The sequence below is a fragment of the Mesorhizobium sp. B263B2A genome (assembly GCF_020165775.1).
GTDB lineage: Bacteria > Pseudomonadota > Alphaproteobacteria > Rhizobiales > Rhizobiaceae > Mesorhizobium > Mesorhizobium opportunistum.
Genome location: NZ_JAIUIU010000001.1, coordinates 998,601 through 1,014,290 on the forward strand (window position 1 = coordinate 998,601; position 15,690 = coordinate 1,014,290).

General features: G+C 63.7%; 12 protein-coding genes. 9 read left to right on the forward strand and 3 right to left on the reverse strand.

Annotated elements, in window-relative coordinates; genetic code table 11:
* The first annotated feature begins 61 nt into the window (after positions 1-61).
* From LB568_RS04780 to LB568_RS04805, 6 genes are all read left to right on the forward strand, one after another.
* The gene (locus LB568_RS04780; RefSeq protein WP_224729381.1) at positions 62-1,558 is read left to right on the forward strand and encodes an HAL/PAL/TAL family ammonia-lyase; all 1,497 of its coding nucleotides are present in this window, start codon (positions 62-64) and stop codon (positions 1,556-1,558) included.
* A 176-nt stretch (positions 1,559-1,734) separates the two neighbouring features.
* Entirely contained in the window at positions 1,735-2,739 is a 1,005-nt protein-coding gene (locus LB568_RS04785) for a LacI family DNA-binding transcriptional regulator (RefSeq protein WP_140780507.1), read from the forward strand.
* A gap of 71 nt (positions 2,740-2,810) precedes the next feature.
* Positions 2,811-4,157: an ABC transporter substrate-binding protein gene (locus LB568_RS04790; RefSeq protein ID WP_224729382.1), complete on the forward strand. Its 1,347-nt coding sequence runs from the start codon at positions 2,811-2,813 to the stop codon at positions 4,155-4,157.
* Positions 4,158-4,232: 75 nt separating this feature from the next.
* A complete protein-coding gene (locus tag LB568_RS04795) occupies positions 4,233-5,177 on the forward strand; it encodes a carbohydrate ABC transporter permease (RefSeq protein WP_224729383.1) in 945 nt (314 codons plus the stop codon).
* A complete protein-coding gene (locus LB568_RS04800; RefSeq protein WP_013896979.1) occupies positions 5,170-6,018 on the forward strand; it encodes a carbohydrate ABC transporter permease in 849 nt (282 codons plus the stop codon). The genes LB568_RS04795 and LB568_RS04800 overlap by 8 nt, the downstream gene beginning before the upstream one ends.
* Before the next feature lie 22 nt (positions 6,019-6,040).
* On the forward strand, positions 6,041-7,246 hold the full coding sequence (locus LB568_RS04805; protein WP_224729384.1) for a glycoside hydrolase family 172 protein: 1,206 nt from the start codon (positions 6,041-6,043) through the stop codon (positions 7,244-7,246).
* Between the two features lie 57 nt (positions 7,247-7,303).
* On the opposite strand, the gene LB568_RS04810 is transcribed toward LB568_RS04805, so the two are convergent.
* Positions 7,304-8,743 carry an NAD(P)-dependent oxidoreductase gene (locus LB568_RS04810; RefSeq protein ID WP_224729385.1) on the reverse strand — a complete coding sequence of 480 codons (1,440 nt, stop codon included), beginning with the start codon at positions 8,741-8,743 and terminating at the stop codon, positions 7,304-7,306.
* A 124-nt stretch (positions 8,744-8,867) separates the two neighbouring features.
* Positions 8,868-10,214, reverse strand: a complete 1,347-nt coding sequence (locus LB568_RS04815; RefSeq protein ID WP_412033895.1) for an NAD(P)/FAD-dependent oxidoreductase — start codon at positions 10,212-10,214, stop codon at positions 8,868-8,870.
* A 280-nt stretch (positions 10,215-10,494) separates the two neighbouring features.
* Between LB568_RS04815 and LB568_RS04820 the strand changes: the two genes are divergently transcribed.
* The 3 genes from LB568_RS04820 (at position 10,495) to LB568_RS04830 (ending at position 14,862) form a co-directional block, all read left to right on the forward strand.
* The gene (locus LB568_RS04820) at positions 10,495-12,417 is read left to right on the forward strand and encodes an ABC transporter ATP-binding protein (protein ID WP_412033893.1); all 1,923 of its coding nucleotides are present in this window, start codon (positions 10,495-10,497) and stop codon (positions 12,415-12,417) included.
* A 48-nt stretch (positions 12,418-12,465) separates the two neighbouring features.
* Positions 12,466-14,358: an ABC transporter ATP-binding protein gene (locus LB568_RS04825; protein WP_224729387.1), complete on the forward strand. Its 1,893-nt coding sequence runs from the start codon at positions 12,466-12,468 to the stop codon at positions 14,356-14,358.
* 174 nt (positions 14,359-14,532) lie between these two features.
* Positions 14,533-14,862, forward strand: a complete 330-nt coding sequence (locus tag LB568_RS04830; RefSeq protein WP_023764681.1) for a hypothetical protein — start codon at positions 14,533-14,535, stop codon at positions 14,860-14,862.
* Positions 14,863-14,906: 44 nt separating this feature from the next.
* Here the strand turns inward: LB568_RS04830 and LB568_RS04835 are convergent, their stop codons facing one another.
* The gene (locus LB568_RS04835) at positions 14,907-15,689 is read right to left on the reverse strand and encodes an ABC transporter ATP-binding protein (RefSeq protein ID WP_224729388.1); all 783 of its coding nucleotides are present in this window, start codon (positions 15,687-15,689) and stop codon (positions 14,907-14,909) included.
* Position 15,690: the final 1 nt, after the last annotated feature.

The window sequence follows — 15,690 nt, forward strand, 5'->3', positions numbered from 1 at the left end:
ACAAACAGTGACGCCCGCCGCGCCGCTGGTCCGGGCCTCCGGTCACAGGATACAGGCGAGAATGACAGCCCGAATGATAGTGCTCGACGCCAAGCCGCTCGGCGTCGCGGATGTCGCCGAGATCGCACGGCGCAACGCCCGGCTCATGCTGGGCGACGAGGCGATGCGCCGCATCCGGGCGAGCCGTTCCCTCATCGAGCATCTGACGCAGCTCGGCAAGCCGATGTACGGCGTCACCACGGGCCTGGGCGCCTGTGTCGACACACCGCTCGCGCAGGCCGACCTGATCGCCTTCCAGCACAGCGTGCCGCTCAGCCATAGCATGGGCATCGGGCCTGCTCTACCGACCGAGGCCGTGCGGGCGATGATCACCGCGCGCATCGCAGGCATGGCGGCCGGCGGCACCGGCACCTCCGAACGCGTGGTGATGGGCCTTGTGGCGGCGCTTAACGCCGGCGTCCATCCGATGATTCCCACCTGGGGATCAATCGGGGCGGCGGACCTTGCCCATCTCGGCCATATGGCAAGGGCGCTGGGCGGCGACGGCGAAGCGGAATTCCGCGGCAGGATCATGCCGTCCGCCGAAGCGCTGGCGCTGGCCGGGCTCGAGCCGCTCGACCTGCGCGAGAAGGACGGCCACGCCATCATCGTCGCCAACAGCCTGTCGACCGGAACGGCCTGCCTGTGCCTCGAGGACGTCGCGCATCTCATCGACTGGGCGCTGGCAGCGGTGGCCCTCAACTATGAGGCGTTCCGTTCTTCCCTCACCGCGATCGACGAGCATGCGCTGGCCGCGCGGCCGGCCTTCGGCCAGCGCGAGATCGGTGCCCGGCTGCGCAAGGAACTGGCGGGAAGCGGCCTGTGGAAGGACAAGGCGGCACGGCGCCTCCAGGATCCGCTCAGCTATCGCTGCGTGCCCCAGGTCTGGGGTGGCCTGCTCCACGCGTTCGAGCAGGCGCGGCTGGCGACGGAGATCGAACTGACCCACTCAGGCGACAATCCTGTGATCCTGGCCGAGGGCGAGCGGGTGATCTCGAACGGCAATTTCGATCTCACGGCGATGACGCTGGCCTGGGAACAGCTTGGCCAGGCGCTGGCGCATTGCGCAGTCGGCATCGCCAACCGCGGCATGAAGCTGATGTCGCCGATAACTGCCGAACTGCCGCGCTTCCTGTCGGCCAGGGGCGGCAGCCGCCAGGGCTATGCCGAACTGCAAAAGCCGCTGGCCGCGCTGGAAGCCGAGATCCGCCATCTGGCCAACCCGATGTCGCTCAGCCCGCTTGCCGTTTCGGATGGTATCGAGGACCAATCGTCGATGGCGCCGCGGGTGGTGGCCAAGACCGCCGAGATCGTCGAGCGCATGCGCTATCTGGTTGCGATGGAGCTGATCTTCGCGGCGACGGGCGTGGAATTGCGCGGCGTCGTCGACAGCATGGGCGAAGGGCCGCAGCGGACCTTTGCCGCGGTGCGCGCGCTCGTCAGCCCGCTCGACGACGACCGCGAGATGAGCGCCGACATGACGCGGATTGCCCGCATTGTTGCCGGTCCCCGGTACTGAGCCGGCGCTCCATCGGCCTGCCACTCATTTTTCCCGACTCGCTGTCCGGGCATCATTTCCTCGCACAGGACATCACCCGTGTGTCGCTGTATGGAGGCCGCGAGCCAGGCCAAATCTCCAACTTTCTCTGAAAATCGATTTGCAAATGCATTCACAAGGCATAATAGTGCCTTTCCATGAGCACGATCTCCAAGGTTGCCGAGCGGGCAGGCGTATCGCGGACGACCGTTTCGCACGTGATCAACCACGCCGACCGCGTGTCGAAATCACTGCGCGAGCGGGTGGAGAAGGCGATCGCCGAGCTTGGCTATTCACCCAACCCGCAGGCCCAGAGCCTGCGCACCGGGCGCACCAATACGGTCGCCATGCTCATTCCCGATATCCGCAACCCGTTCTATCCGGAGTTGGTCAAGACCGCGCAGTCCGAGTTCGAGGCCGTCGGCCTCGACATGCTGATCTTCAACACCGACGTGCCCGGCGGCCACAGCCAGGAGCACGGCCATGAGTATCTGCGCCAAATCCGGCACCGCCGGGTCGATGCGCTGATCGTCGGCGATTTCGCGCTGCATGGCATGCATGACACGCTGATCGGCATCGACATCCCTACCGTCTTCATCGGCGACCTGCCTAACCGCGCCGTCGACAATGTCAGGCTGGACGACCATGGCGGCGGTTACCTGATGGGCGAGTATCTGGCGCGCAAAGGCCATCGGCGCGTCGCCTACGTCACCGGGCCGACCTCGTTCCGGGAGGCGATGGAACGCGCCGAAGGTTTTGAGAAAGGACTTGCCGACAATGGCGCGCCGCCCCTGGCCGACCTGCGTTTCACCGGCAGCTATCTGCCGCCCTCCGGTGTCGAGGCGGTCGCCTGGCTGCTGGAACGGCACAGCGATCCGCTGCCGAGCGCCATCTTCTTTGCCAACTATTTGATGGCGGCGGGCGCGCTGGCGACGTTCCACGACCTCGGCATCGTCGTGCCCCGCGACATCGCCGTCGCGGTTTTCGAGGATCTGCCGCAGCTCGAATATGTGCGGCCGCGCCTCACGCGTGTCGGCAACAGCCCGGCCGACCTCGCTCGGGAGGCGACGCGGATGCTGCTCGAAAGGCTCTCGGGCGCCTATGCCGGCGAACCGCGCACCGTAGTGGTGCCGTCCTTCCTCCACCCCTTCGACACGGCGTGAGGAGTTTGAAAGCCAGCGGGAGACCACTCGGCCCGAAAAGTTCACCAGAGACGATCAACAGGGAGGAAACCGTGACTGATCGACCAACTTCGCCAATCGTATCCGGCCTGACACGCCGCCGCATCCTGCAGCAAGGTGCTGCCCTCGCCGGCGGCATCGCCGGCTTGCCTTTCATCAACCGCATCGCCCGCGCCGAGGGCGCGGCACTGAAGTTCTGGCAGTTCTACGCGCCGGGCGGCGACGTGAAGCCGCAGGTGAAATGGTTCGAGGATATGGTTGCCGGCTGGAACGCCGGCCATGACGTCAAGGTCGAGCTCGAATATGTGACCAATAGCGAGTACATGAACGGCTCGAAGCTCTCCACGGCCTTTGCGTCGGGAGAAGGGCCGGACATCTTCATCATCAGCCCCGGCGACTTCCTGCGCTACTACAATGGCGGCGTGCTGGCCGACCTGACACCTTACATCGACGCCGCCGTAAGAGCCGATTTCCCGGAAAGCGTGATCGCCAACCGCATGGTCGACGGCAAGATCTACGGCGTACCCATGGAGGTCGAGCCGATGGCCTTCTACTATTCGGTCAAGGCCTTCGAGGACGCGGGCCTCAACGAGAACGACGTGCCCAAGAGTTGGGACGAGCTGCTTGAAACCGCCAAGAAGCTAACGACGCCCAACCGCTACGGCGTTCTGTTCGAGACGACGCCGGGCTACTATCAGAATTTCACCTGGTATCCCTTCCTGTGGCAGGGCGGCGGCGAATTCCAGGGCAAGGACGGCAAGAGTGCCTTCGATTCGCCGGCCACGGTCCAGGCGCTGAAGCTCTGGCAGGACGCCATCAAATCGGGCGCCGCACCACGCCAGGTATTGAGCGGCGGCTTCGATGTGGTCGCCAATCTCGGCTCCGGCTATTGCGCAATGCAGAATGTCGGCATCTGGGGCATCTCGGCCATGGACAACAACGCCAAGAACACGCCCTACGGTATCTTCAAGCTACCCACGCCGGCCAACGGCAAATATGTGACGGTCGGCGGCGGCTGGGCCTTCGTCGCCAACGCCAAGGGCAAGAACCCGGAAGCGGCCGCGCAGTTCTGCGCCTGGGCGCTCGCCTCCATGGACAAGGGCTCGGTCCAACGCGTCGTCGACTGGTGCACGGTGGCCAAAAGCGACATGCCGCCGCGCAACAGTGCGCTCGCTGCCGGCGGTGCCGCCTTCACCAACGGCAAGATGGGCGTCTTCTCCAAGGACATCTATCCGGGCACCCGGGCCGAGCCTCGCGTGCCGCCCGAGGTCTACAAGATCATCTCCGACGCCATCCAGGCCGCACAGCTCGGCGGCGCCGACCCGCAGCAGACCGCGACATCAGCCAGCCAGCAGCTCGACGCCTTCCTGGCCGGCTACTCGGGAGCGCCTATTCTTTAGCCTTCAGGAGAATTCGCATCGAAACCCTCTCTTGCGCTCCAGGCAAGAGAGAGTTCGCCAACGGGCCGACCCGACATGACCTATCCCTCTACCGCCTTGACCTCCACGACCGAGGAAGACCGCCCCATGGTCTCGCGCAAGAACCGCCGCGACTGGCTGGCCGGTTATCTCTTCGTGCTGCCGGACGCGCTGGGGCTGCTCGTCTTCGTCGGCCTGCCGATGCTGCTCGCGCTCGGCATCGGCTTCTTCGAGGTCGACGGTTTCGGCACGTACAAATTCGTCGCCTTCAAGAATTACGCGCGCATGTGGAACGATCCGCTGTTCTGGACAGCACTGCGCGTCACCGTGCTTTACGCCGTCATGCTGGTGCCGGCGCTCTATGTCTCGGGTCTCGGCCTGGCGCTGCTCGTACAGCGCGGCGGCCGCTTCGAGACGGTGATCCGCGCCATGTTCTTCGCGCCGCAGATGGTCAGCCTCGTGGTGGTCGCGCTGGTCTGGCAGATCCTGCTGGTCGAGAAGGTCGGCATTATCGGCCGCCTCGCCGCCTCGCTCGGCTGGGGTGCCGTCTCCTTTCTCGGCGACCCGAACCTTGCGCTGATCACCCTGGTGGTCGTCAGCGTCTGGTTCCTGATGGGCTTCTATATGCTGATCTTCCTCGGCGGCCTGCAGGACATTCCGGCCGAATATTACGAGGCGGCCAAGATCGACGGCGCCGGGCCGGTCGTCAGCTTCTGGTATATCACGCTGCCCTTGCTCAAACCGACCAGCTTCTTCGTGCTGCTCGTCTCCATCGTCATGGCCGCGGCTGGCGGCCAGGTCTTCGACCTGATTTACGTTATGACCAATGGCGGCCCGGTCAACGCCACCGCCGCACTGATCGTCTACATCTACAAGCAGGCCTTCCAGCTCGGCGCTTTCGGCTATGCCTCGGCAATGGCTTCGCTGCTGGTGGTGCTGCTGATGCTGGTCACGCTCCTGCTGTTCGCGCTCACCCGCGGCGGGCGGTTCGACCATGACTGATGCCGCCATAAGGGACAAGCGCGCCGCCGGCTCCACGCACATCCTGCGTTTCCTCTGGATGCTGATATCGGCCATCCTGGCGCTGATGACCATCTTCCCGCTGGTCTGGATGCTCGTCATCGCCTTCAAGCCGGCGCCGGAGGTGTTCTCGCCGAACTTCCTGCCGGTCTCGCCCACAACAGGCAATTTCCTCTACGTGCTGACCGAAGTCCCCTTCCTGCGCTATCTCGCCAATTCCTTCTTCATGTCGGCGACCGTCACCATCGTGGCGCTGTTCTTCCACTCGATGGCCGGCTACGCGCTGGCGCGGCTCAATTTCCCCGGCCGCGACTTCATCTTCCTCGCCATGTTCTCGACCTTCCTGGTGTCGCTGCCGGTGATCATCGTGCCGTTGTTCATCCTGGTGAAGGCGCTCGGCCTCATCAACACCTATGCCGGCCTGATCGTGCCCTCGATCTTCAATGCCTTCGGCATCTTCCTGCTGCGGCAATACTATCTCTCGCTGCCGCGTGAACTGGAGGAGGCCGCCGTCATGGACGGCGCCAGCCGCTGGCGCATCTACTGGTCGATCGTGCTGCCGCTCAGCCGGCCGATCCTAGCCGCGCTGGCAATCCTGTTCTTCCTCGCCAACTGGAACGCGTTCCTGTGGCCGCTCACCGTCGCCTCCGACACCAGGCTGTGGGTCGTCCAGGTGGCGATCACCAACTTCAAGAGCCAGTACGCCGGCGCCTGGAACTATGTCATGGCCGCCTCGACTATCGTGGCGCTGCCGATGCTCGTGCTGTTCGTGATCTTCCAGCGGCAGATCACCGAATCCATCAAGACCAGCGGCCTCAAGTGAGTAACAAGCATAGGAACGACCGATGACCCAAGCCGGACTTTCGCCGCTGCGCGGCCTCGCCAAGCTGCGCGATGCGAGCACGCGCCGCTTCTCCAGTTACGACCGCACCGGCGGCAATGACGACCGCCTGCACATCGAGCCGGGCAAGACCGTGACAATCGCCGAATACGACGGCGCCGGCATCGTCACCCATATCTGGGCGACGCTTGCCTGCAAGAGCGAAAGTTTTTTGCGCAAGATCGTGCTGCGCGCCTACTGGGACGGCGAGGACCAGCCCAGCGTCGAGACCCCCGTCGGCGACTTCTTTGGCATGGGCCATGCCCGCACGAAGAACTTCGCCAGCCTGCCGGTGCAGGCAAGCCCCGAGGACGGCAAGGCTTTCAATTGCTATTTCCCAATGCCTTTCGCGGCCGGAATGAAGATGACGATCACCAACGAGGCCGAGGACGATCTCCTGTTCTACTACTATGTCGACCTCGAGCTGCATGAGCGGCTGGAGGACGATCTCGGCCGCTTCCATGCGCAATACCGCCAGGCGCGGCCTCAGGGCATGGCGGAGACCGGCCTCACCAACGAGCAGTTCCTGTTCGGCGGCGAGACCACGGACGGCAAGGACAATTACACGATCCTCGAGGCCGAGGGCCGCGGCCACTATGTCGGCGTGCTCTACAGCGTCTATTCGCGTCGCCGCTCCGAGCTCTGGGACTGGTATGGCGAGGGCGACGACATGATCTTCATCGACGGCGAGCCCGGCCTCTCGGTGCCCGACACGGTACGCAAGCCCGACCCGCGCATCGGCCCGAAGGCGGCACTCATCGAGCCGCGCGCGGAAAGCTCGGCGGGCGCCAACGATGCCTGGCCGCCGACACTGCACGGCACCGGCACGGAGGATTATTTCAACACTGCCTGGTGCCCGACGCAGGACTATTCCGCGCCCTATCACGGCATCATCGCCGCCGGCGGCCCGAACTGGACCGAACCGGTGACGCTCTACCGCTGGCATATCGAGGATCCGGTGATCTTCCACAAACGCATCCGGGTCAGCATCGAGCACGGCCACGCCAACCGGCGCGCCGATGACATCTCGTCGGTCGCCTTTTGGTACCAGGCCGAGCCGCACAAGCCGTTTGCGCCGCTGCCGCCTGCGGCCGAGCGCATTCCAACCTTCCGCCGACCCAACGAGGGCTGGGACGCGGCAGTCGCCGCGGCGATGCGCGAGCGGCGCTGAAATCACTCTGCCCAGCAGGCTGAGGGAGAAGGCGTCGGCCGCGGCGGCAGGCCGGTGTTATTGATAAGGGCCGCGGAGATTCAGTTTCTCGGCCAGCAGGCAAAACCGGTCGATCAGTCGGACAAGCTCTTTGCCTTGTTCGGCCACGACCCCGCCGCGCTCGGCAGCTGCCGCGTCTGAGAGAGCCTTCCACAACTGGCTTTGCCGGTCACAGACATCCGCCAGTTCGGAGCATTCGCTGGAGGTGAGTTTCAAAATGTGATCCGCCGTCACCGGACCGATGCCAGGAGGCGTCGTCGCCCCAAGGGAAAGATAGCCCGGCGGCACCGTGCCTTTCACGTTGGTCACCGATTTGCGGCAGATGACGTCGAACAACTGGTCTACGGCCTGCTTGGCGCCGGCGACGCGCGAGGGATGGTCCGTATCGGCCGCCGCATGCGGCAGAAGTTCAAGCCTGCCGCCATGCTTCCCGACGAGATCGAGATAAGGCAGCATCGGGCCGGAGAGACTGCCGGTCGAGGCATCCCTGAAAAGGTCGGCATCGATCGCCGCGTGGCGCACCTGCCCCGTATTCAGGGCATCGGCAAGGGCCTCTACGTTGACCAGCTCGCCACGATCATAATTGACCAGCACCGCGCCGTTGTTCATGCGTGACAGGACGTCCGCACCGATGAGTCCGGCATTGGCGTAGCGGCCGGTTTGCGCGTCCTGCTTGCCCAGGCCGACATGGACGCTCAGCACATCGGCACCATTAGCCGCATCGCCGAGGTCTTGCGCGAAAACAAAACCCTCGGCTTCCACCCAGCCCCGATGCCGCGGCCGTGCGTGGATCACCACGCGCATGCCGAAGGCGCGGGCGAGCTTGGCGACCTCGCGGCCGATATTGCCGTAACCGATGATCGCGATCCTCTTGCCTTCGATTTTTTCGGTCGGAAAATCGCGCAGTTCCCTGCCGGTGTCGAAAGCGCCGCGCGCCACCCGCTCATGAAGCGTGTCGACCGGGAGGTCTGGCAGCACTTTCAGGATCGCCTTCATCACCATCTGCGCCGTGGCGCGGCTGTTGATGCCGGGCGTGTTCATCAGCACCGCCGTGCCGCCCTCGCCGCTGCCGCCGCCCCAGGAGCGCGAGCCCATATTGCCGGTGCCGGCACCGATCCTCACGCCGGCCAGCGGAAAAACGGTTTCCGCGGGAAGGAAAGTCGCGGCGGCGATGACGGCGTCATAGCGCCCGTCGCCGGCGGCCCCGATCAGCTCTTCGCGGGTGCTGAGGTCCGGCTGGTAAAAGAAATGCGCGCGGCCATGCTCAAGACCCGCTTTGTCGCCAAGCGCGGACAGATGGAAGCGGCCACCCTTGGCTTCGATATGGGCGCGCACTTCGCTCGGGTCGGGCTTGCCCTCAGGCCCGAAACGCAGGCCGACCAGATCGCAGATCAGCACGGCGTAGGCGCGTTGCGGATCGATTAGGTTCGCGGCCTGTGTATTGGTGTTCGCGGTCACGTCGTTTCCCCATGCAAGAACTGAAAGGCCTGCCGGTACAGCACGCTCTCGATCAGAACCTATCCGCCCGGAAGGGCGTCAGATCGATCGCTGGCGGCAAACCGGCAGCAAGTTGCGACACGATCTAGAGGCTGGGTCCAAGCTCGATCGGGCTGCCGTCGCTGAACCGGGATTGACGGAACCTGTGAAGACTATGTCCTGTCTCGTTTCCCTGAACGAGGTCGGACACGACGCGGCCCATCCCGGGTCCGATGCCGAAGCCGTGGCCACTCATCCCTGTGGCGATAACGAGACCCGGAATTTCGGCGGCGCGATCAACGATGGGCACGACATCCGGCATCGCATCGATGATGCCCGCCCAGCTCGCCTTGAACGGCACTGTCTTGAACTGCGGGAAAAGTGCAGTGAATTCGCGGTCGATATTGCGTAGCGCGGAGGCTTTGGGGGCGGGATTGAGGATACGCATCCGTTCGAACGGGCTTTCCTCGTCCGCGTTCCATTTGCGCGGGGTCGACCAGCTGTCCGGATAGCCTCGTGGCGCCGCTGGCAGGTAGCGGATGCCAAGAGGATTGGCCAACAGGGCGGGGACATATTTGCCCGCGTGGCGAAACGCGTCAGGCCCGACATAGAGTTGACTGGAGCCTCCCGATGCGAGCGTGTAGCCGCCATCCTGCCTGCGCCGGAATGCGATATGCTCATCGGCGACGGCACCCGAATGGATTTCAGGCATGGGTTGGGTCGCGGCGACCGTCGACCTGACACTGAGCTGCGGGATGGAAACGCCGTGCGCGCGCAGGAAGAGCGACGTCCACGCACCACTCGCGACGACGACGTTCGAGGTGACGATACGACCCTGCTCGGTCCAGACACCGCTGATGCGTCCCGCCGAAATGTCGAGCATCCGCGCCGCACAATTCTCGATGATGGTGACACCCTGCCGTGCGGCCAGGCGAGCAAGCGCTGGCACCGCCACCCAAGGCTCGGCCCGCATGTCCGATGGAGTGGTCATCGCGCCCTTGAAGGGACGCGACATAGAAGGGATCAGCCTAGCCGTCTCACTTTGGTCAAGCAGACGCGTGTCGACGCCATGCATCTCGGCGATCTTCAGGAACTTTGCGAAACCGGCCATTTCCTTGTCGGTTCGCGCAAGATAGGTAACGCCGGTCTGCTTCAACCCGATGTCTTCGCCGCATTCTTCGGCCAGTTGACGCCAGAGCCGTTGCGCTTCGATCACGATCGGCAGTTCATCGGCATCCCGACCCTGCTGCCGGATCCAGCCCCAGTTCCGCGACGATTGCTCGCCGGCGATGCGCCCCTTTTCCAGCAATGTCACCGAAATGTTCCGTCGCGCCAGGAACAAAGCCGTTGTCACGCCGATGATGCCGCCGCCAATGATCACAACCTCCGCGTCCTTCGGCAACGGCGCCTGAAACTGGATCGGCATGGCTTCGGTGAAGGGAAAACGTGTCAAAGAATACGATCCTCCTGGTTCCACGGCGGTAGCTGGCCTTGGCCGCCCTGGCCGCTTGCGTGGAATGTCGGTGATACCTGACCGAACTGATAGTCCGTCATGGCTGGGTCGAGCTGGAGAATCTGCGTGCCAATGCAATAAAGTTGTTGATGCAGATGGAAGCCAATCACGGCGCCGCTTCAGGCACAGTGCGATGCCGCCATTGGCCCCTTGAAGGGTCAAGTCGGACACGCGTAACATCGCCTCATCAGAACTGAGTCTGTCTTATTCGTCCGGGCTAATGTCCGGATTGGACTGGATATTTTCCTTGCTTACGGATGCAACCAGCGGCGCAGCGAAGCGCGGCAAATCGTTTGCCCATGTGGCCGAAGCCTCCTGGGGCAAGGGCCTCAGCACGCTGCTGCGCATCGTGCGCATGACGCTGCGCCATCCCTGGCAAGTCGCCATCACCCTGGTCTCGACCTTCATCGCCGCGACGCTGCAGCTTTTCATTCCACGCCTCTTGGGACGGGCCATCGACCAGGCGCAGGGCGTGATGGCCGCGGGTGCCGGCGCGGCGGCGGAGCAGGCGCTGTGGAACACGGCGCTGACGCTGCTCGTGATCAGCATCCTGCGCGGTCTCTTCACCATGGCGCAGAACTACTATGGCGAGGCCGTCGGCCACCGGACCGGCTATGAATTGCGCCTGGCGTTCTACGAGAAGATCCAGCGTCTGAGCTTCTCCTTCCACGATAAGGTCCATACCGGCGATCTGATCACGCTCGGCCTGCTCGATCTCGACGGCGTGCGCATGTTCTTTTCCACCGGCATCCTGCGCGTGGTGCTGCTCGGCGTGCTGATCGGCGTCGGCGCCTATCTTCTGATCAGCACCGATCTCGTGCTTGGGCTGCTCAGTCTGAGCTTCGTGCCGTTCGTCGCCTGGCGCTCCTCGGTGACGCAACTGGCGCTGCGCAGCACCTGGCTGACGCTGCAGGAGCGTCTGTCGGTGCTGAGCCGGGTGATGGACGAGAACCTCGGCGGCATCCGTGTCGTGCGTGCCTTCGCGGCGCAGCGGCACGAGCTCAAAAAATTCGACCGTGCCAAGCAGGATGCGCTGGACCTCGCCAATAAGCGCGTCGACATCCGCGTCAGCAACACCAGCGCCATGAACTTTTCCTTCCTCGCCGCCATGGGCCTGGTGCTCTGGTTCGGCGGCCAGAAGGTGATCGCAGGCCAGATCAGCGTCGGCACACTGGCGCAGTTCCTCACCTTCATGACCATTTTGCAGATGCCGGTGCGCCAGCTCGGTCTGATGGTCAACTCATTCGCGCGCGCCTCGACCTGCGGCACGCGGCTGTTCGAACTGCTCGACACCGAACTCGACATCGAGGACGCGCCCGACGCCACGGATCTTGTCGTTACCGAGGGCGTGCTGCGCTTCGATGATGTCGGCTTCCGTTACGAGGGTTCAGGCGGGCGGCCGACACTGTCGGGCATTTCGTTCGAGGCCAGGTCCGGCGAAACCATCGGCATTGTCGGCCCTCCGGGCAGCGGCAAGTCGACCATCGCGCATCTGATCCCGCGCTTCTACGATGTGACATCGGGCGCGATCACCATCGACGGCCAGGATATCCGCAAGGTCACGCTGCAATCATTGCGCAAGGCGGTCGGCGTCGTGCAGCAGGACGCGTTCCTGTTCACCACCTCGATCGAGAACAACATTGCCTATGGCAATCCGTGGGCGCGCGAGACCCGCATCGGGCAGGCAGCCGAATATGCCCAGTTGCACAATTACATCATCGGGCTCCCCGCCGGCTACACCACGGTCGTCGGAGAGCGCGGCGCATCGCTTTCCGGCGGCCAGCGGCAGCGGCTGACCATCGCGCGCAGCCTGATGCTGCGGCCATCGGTGCTGGTCTTCGACGATTCGACCGCTGCCATCGATGCCGGCACCGAGCAGCGGATCCGGGCGGCGATGAAGCGCTTTGCCAGGGATCGGGTGACGCTGATCATTTCGCACCGGCTGAGTTCGCTGATGCATGCCGACCAGATCCTGTTCGTCGAGGGCGGCCGGATCGTCGAGCGCGGCACGCATGAGGAGCTGCTGGCGCTCGACGGACGCTATCGCGCACTCTACGACCTGCAATTGCGGCCGGACGAGGACCGACCCTCGGGAGCAATTCCAGGAAAAGTGGAAACCGGTTTTCCCGGGAAAAGCGCGTAGCGCTTTCCCTTGGGAATTGCGTCAAAACTAAAGAGATAGAGCCGCGTGATGTCGAAACACATCGACGATGAGAAGGAAGACACCAGCGGGCGGCCGACCAAGGCCGTCGTCGGATCGCATCGCGACGAGGAAGAGGTTTTCGGCAAGGCTTACGATCCGCGCATCATCAGGCGTATCTGGAGCTTCGTCAGGCCGTATCGGGGCCGGATCTTCATCTCGGTCGCCGCTGTGCTGGTGTTCACGCTGACGCAGCTCGCGATCCCGCTGGTCATCCGCTATGCCATCGATCATGGCATGGCCGCGGGCAGGCTCGACCACTCGTTGATGATCTCGGCGACCAGTGTCTTCGCGGTGATCATCCTCATCAACTATGCCGCCAGCCATGTGCAGGAAAGCGTCGTCGGCAAGGTGGCCGAGAACGTGCTGTCCGATTTGCGCCGCGCCATGTTCAGCCACCTGCAGCGCGTCTCGCTGAGCTTCATGGACAAGACCGAGGTCGGCCGCCTGATGTCGCGCCTGCAGGGCGACGTCAATTCGATGCAGGAGTTCCTCGAAACGTCCGTGATGTCGGTGGGCGACATCGTGCTCTTGTTCGGTATCGTCTGCGTGCTTTTGTGGCTCGACTTCCGGCTCGGGCTCTTGACACTATCGACCATGCCGGTGCTGTTCATCGTGCGCCTGTTCTGGCTGCCGCGCGCCAAGGTCGCCTTCATGGCGGCGCACGAGACCAACTCGATCGCCAACGGGGCGCTCGCAGAAGGCATCCATGGCGTGCGCACCGTGCAGAGCCTCGAGCGCCAGCATGTCAATTTCGACCTCTACGACGAGAAGGTGCTGGCCAATCTCAATGCCCACCTGCGGTCGGCCAAATACGCGCAGGTGATGGTGCCGATCGTCGATACGCTGACCGGCATCGCCATGGCGACGGTCATCGTCGTCGGCGGTTCGATGGTGCTGTCGCACAGCCTCGATGTCGGCGTCATGGTGGCGTTCCTGTTCTACATCCAGCGTTTCTTCGACCCGATCCGCTCGCTCACCATGCAGTACAGTGTCATGCAGCGCGCCATGGCTTCGGGCCAGCGCATCTCCGAAGTGCTAGACGTACCGGTGGATGTCAGCGACAAGGAGAATGCCGTGACGCTGTCGCGCGACATGGACGGCTCGGTCGAGTTCAGGAACGTCACCTTCGGCTACAGGCAAAACCAGCCGGTGCTGAAGAACATCTCTTTCCGCGTCAATCCGGGTGAGACCGTCGCCCTTGTCGGCCCGACCGGGTCGGGCAAGTCGAGTTCCATGGCGCTGGTGCACCGTTTCTACGATGTCTGGTCGGGTGAGGTCCTGGTCGGCGGCCATGATGTGCGCGACCTGACGCAGGATTCGCTCGGAGACCAGGTGGCCATGGTGCTGCAGGAGCCGTTCCTGTTTTCCGGCACGGTGCTGGAGAACATCCGCTATCACAAGACCGGCGCGACCCGCGAGGAAGTGGTGCGCGCGGCACAAGCCGTCGGCGCGCACGACTTCATCGAGCACCTGCCCAATGGCTACGACACCGAGCTCGAGCAGCGCGGCGGCAATCTCTCGCTCGGCCAGCGCCAGCTGATCAGTTTTGCGCGCGCACTGGTGGCCGACGCCAAGATCCTGGTGCTCGACGAGGCCACGGCCAGCATCGATTCCTACACCGAGATGCTGATCCAGAAGGCGTTGATCAAACTGCTGGAAGGCCGCACCGGGCTGGTCATCGCCCACCGTCTGGCCACCATACGCGGCGCCGATCGCATCATCGTCCTGCAGAATGGCGAGATCGTCGAAAGCGGCAACCACGAACAGCTGATGCGGAAGAAAGGCCTCTACGCCCGCCTCTACAACATGAACTACGCTTCGTTCGACGACATTTCCGAGGAGGAAATGAGAATGGACGCGGCTGTCGGCAAAGCGACGTGAGGGTTGCGGCAGAACCGGACAGGAATGGAGAGAGCAGCGGGATGATCGCTGTCAGCGGTTGCCCAGGGACACAATGCATCCGGCGAATCCCTGTCCCGATTTTGTGAAGGAACGCATCGGGTGCGGAGGCCGTTTTCTGGTCATGCATGTCTCGCATGAACAGGAGGCATCCTCATGAAACGGCAGATGATGTTCACCGGTGTCATCATATTGGCGGCCGCGAGCGCGATTTCATTCAGTTCCATCGCCGATGCCGCGGTCAGGCACCATGCGGTCAGGCACCATTTTGTCCACACCACAACTCATCATGGTGACAGGTATCGGCACGCCGTTCACCACGAATATGTGGTGGTTGGCGACGGTTTGACTGGCGACAACTCGGCCGGCGTCAATGGCGGGATGGACAGCTACTACAATGGCTACGGCAGCTATCGTGGGTATGTCGGCGGCTTCTGCGGAACCATTGCATGGACGCTCGGCATATGCAGTCCCCATGGTCCTTGAGTCCTGACCGCTGAGCGGATCGGCAAAGTGTGAGCGCGCGGATGCTACGCCATTTCGGGACGTCTTGACGCCTCGCGGATCGCCTTGTGCACGCCGCGCTGCAAATCCATGAAAGCCGGAGTTTCCATCACCTCTTCCCGGCGCGGACGCTCGATGTCGACGTTGAAGGTCTGCATGATGCGTCCCGGGCCGATCCCCATGACGACGATGCGGTCCGACAGATAGACGGCCTCCTCGACGTCATGCGTGACGAAGAGCACGGTGAGCCGGTGCTCCTCCCATATCTGGGTCAGCAGTTCCTGCATCTGGTGCCGGGTCAAGGCGTCCAGCGCGCCAAAAGGCTCGTCCATCAGCAGCATCTTGGGCCGATAGGAAAGCGCGCGCGCAATGGCGACGCGCTGCTTCATGCCGCCCGAGAGTTCCGATGGATAGCGCTCGGCGCTGTCCGACAGCTTGACGAGATCGAGATGCTCGAGCGCGATCTCGTGGCAGGCCGCGCGATCGTAACCCGCGGCCTTGAGGGCAAACTCGATGTTCTGCCGCGCCGTCAGCCAGGGAAGCAGCGTGTAGGATTGGAAGACGACGCCACGATCGAGACCCGGCTGCAGGATCGGTGCGCCATCGATGCTGAGATCGCCGGCGTCGAAGTCCTGCAGTCCGGCCACGATCGAGAGCAGCGTGCTCTTGCCGCAGCCCGATGTGCCGACGAGAGAAACGAATTCGTTGTCGGCAAGATCGAGGTTGATGTCGCGCAGTACCTCGGTGCGCCGCTCTCCCGTGCCGAAGCTCTTGTGGAGACCCGCGATGCGCAATTTGGGAGGGTTCATC

What these genes read in the sequence shown, in the direction of transcription:
- LB568_RS04820 (WP_412033893.1), top strand. Translation starts at nt 10,495, where the DNA reads ATGTCCGGATTGGACTGGATATTTTCCTTGCTTACGGATGCAACCAGC.
- LB568_RS04795 (WP_224729383.1), top strand. Translation starts at nt 4,233, where the DNA reads ATGACCTATCCCTCTACCGCCTTGACCTCCACGACCGAGGAAGACCGC.
- LB568_RS04825 (WP_224729387.1), top strand. Translation starts at nt 12,466, where the DNA reads ATGTCGAAACACATCGACGATGAGAAGGAAGACACCAGCGGGCGGCCG.
- LB568_RS04780 (WP_224729381.1), top strand. Translation starts at nt 62, where the DNA reads ATGACAGCCCGAATGATAGTGCTCGACGCCAAGCCGCTCGGCGTCGCG.
- LB568_RS04785 (WP_140780507.1), top strand. Translation starts at nt 1,735, where the DNA reads ATGAGCACGATCTCCAAGGTTGCCGAGCGGGCAGGCGTATCGCGGACG.
- LB568_RS04830 (WP_023764681.1), top strand. Translation starts at nt 14,533, where the DNA reads ATGAAACGGCAGATGATGTTCACCGGTGTCATCATATTGGCGGCCGCG.
- LB568_RS04800 (WP_013896979.1), top strand. Translation starts at nt 5,170, where the DNA reads ATGACTGATGCCGCCATAAGGGACAAGCGCGCCGCCGGCTCCACGCAC.
- LB568_RS04805 (WP_224729384.1), top strand. Translation starts at nt 6,041, where the DNA reads ATGACCCAAGCCGGACTTTCGCCGCTGCGCGGCCTCGCCAAGCTGCGC.
- LB568_RS04835 (WP_224729388.1), bottom strand. Translation starts at nt 15,689, where the DNA reads ATGAACCCTCCCAAATTGCGCATCGCGGGTCTCCACAAGAGCTTCGGC.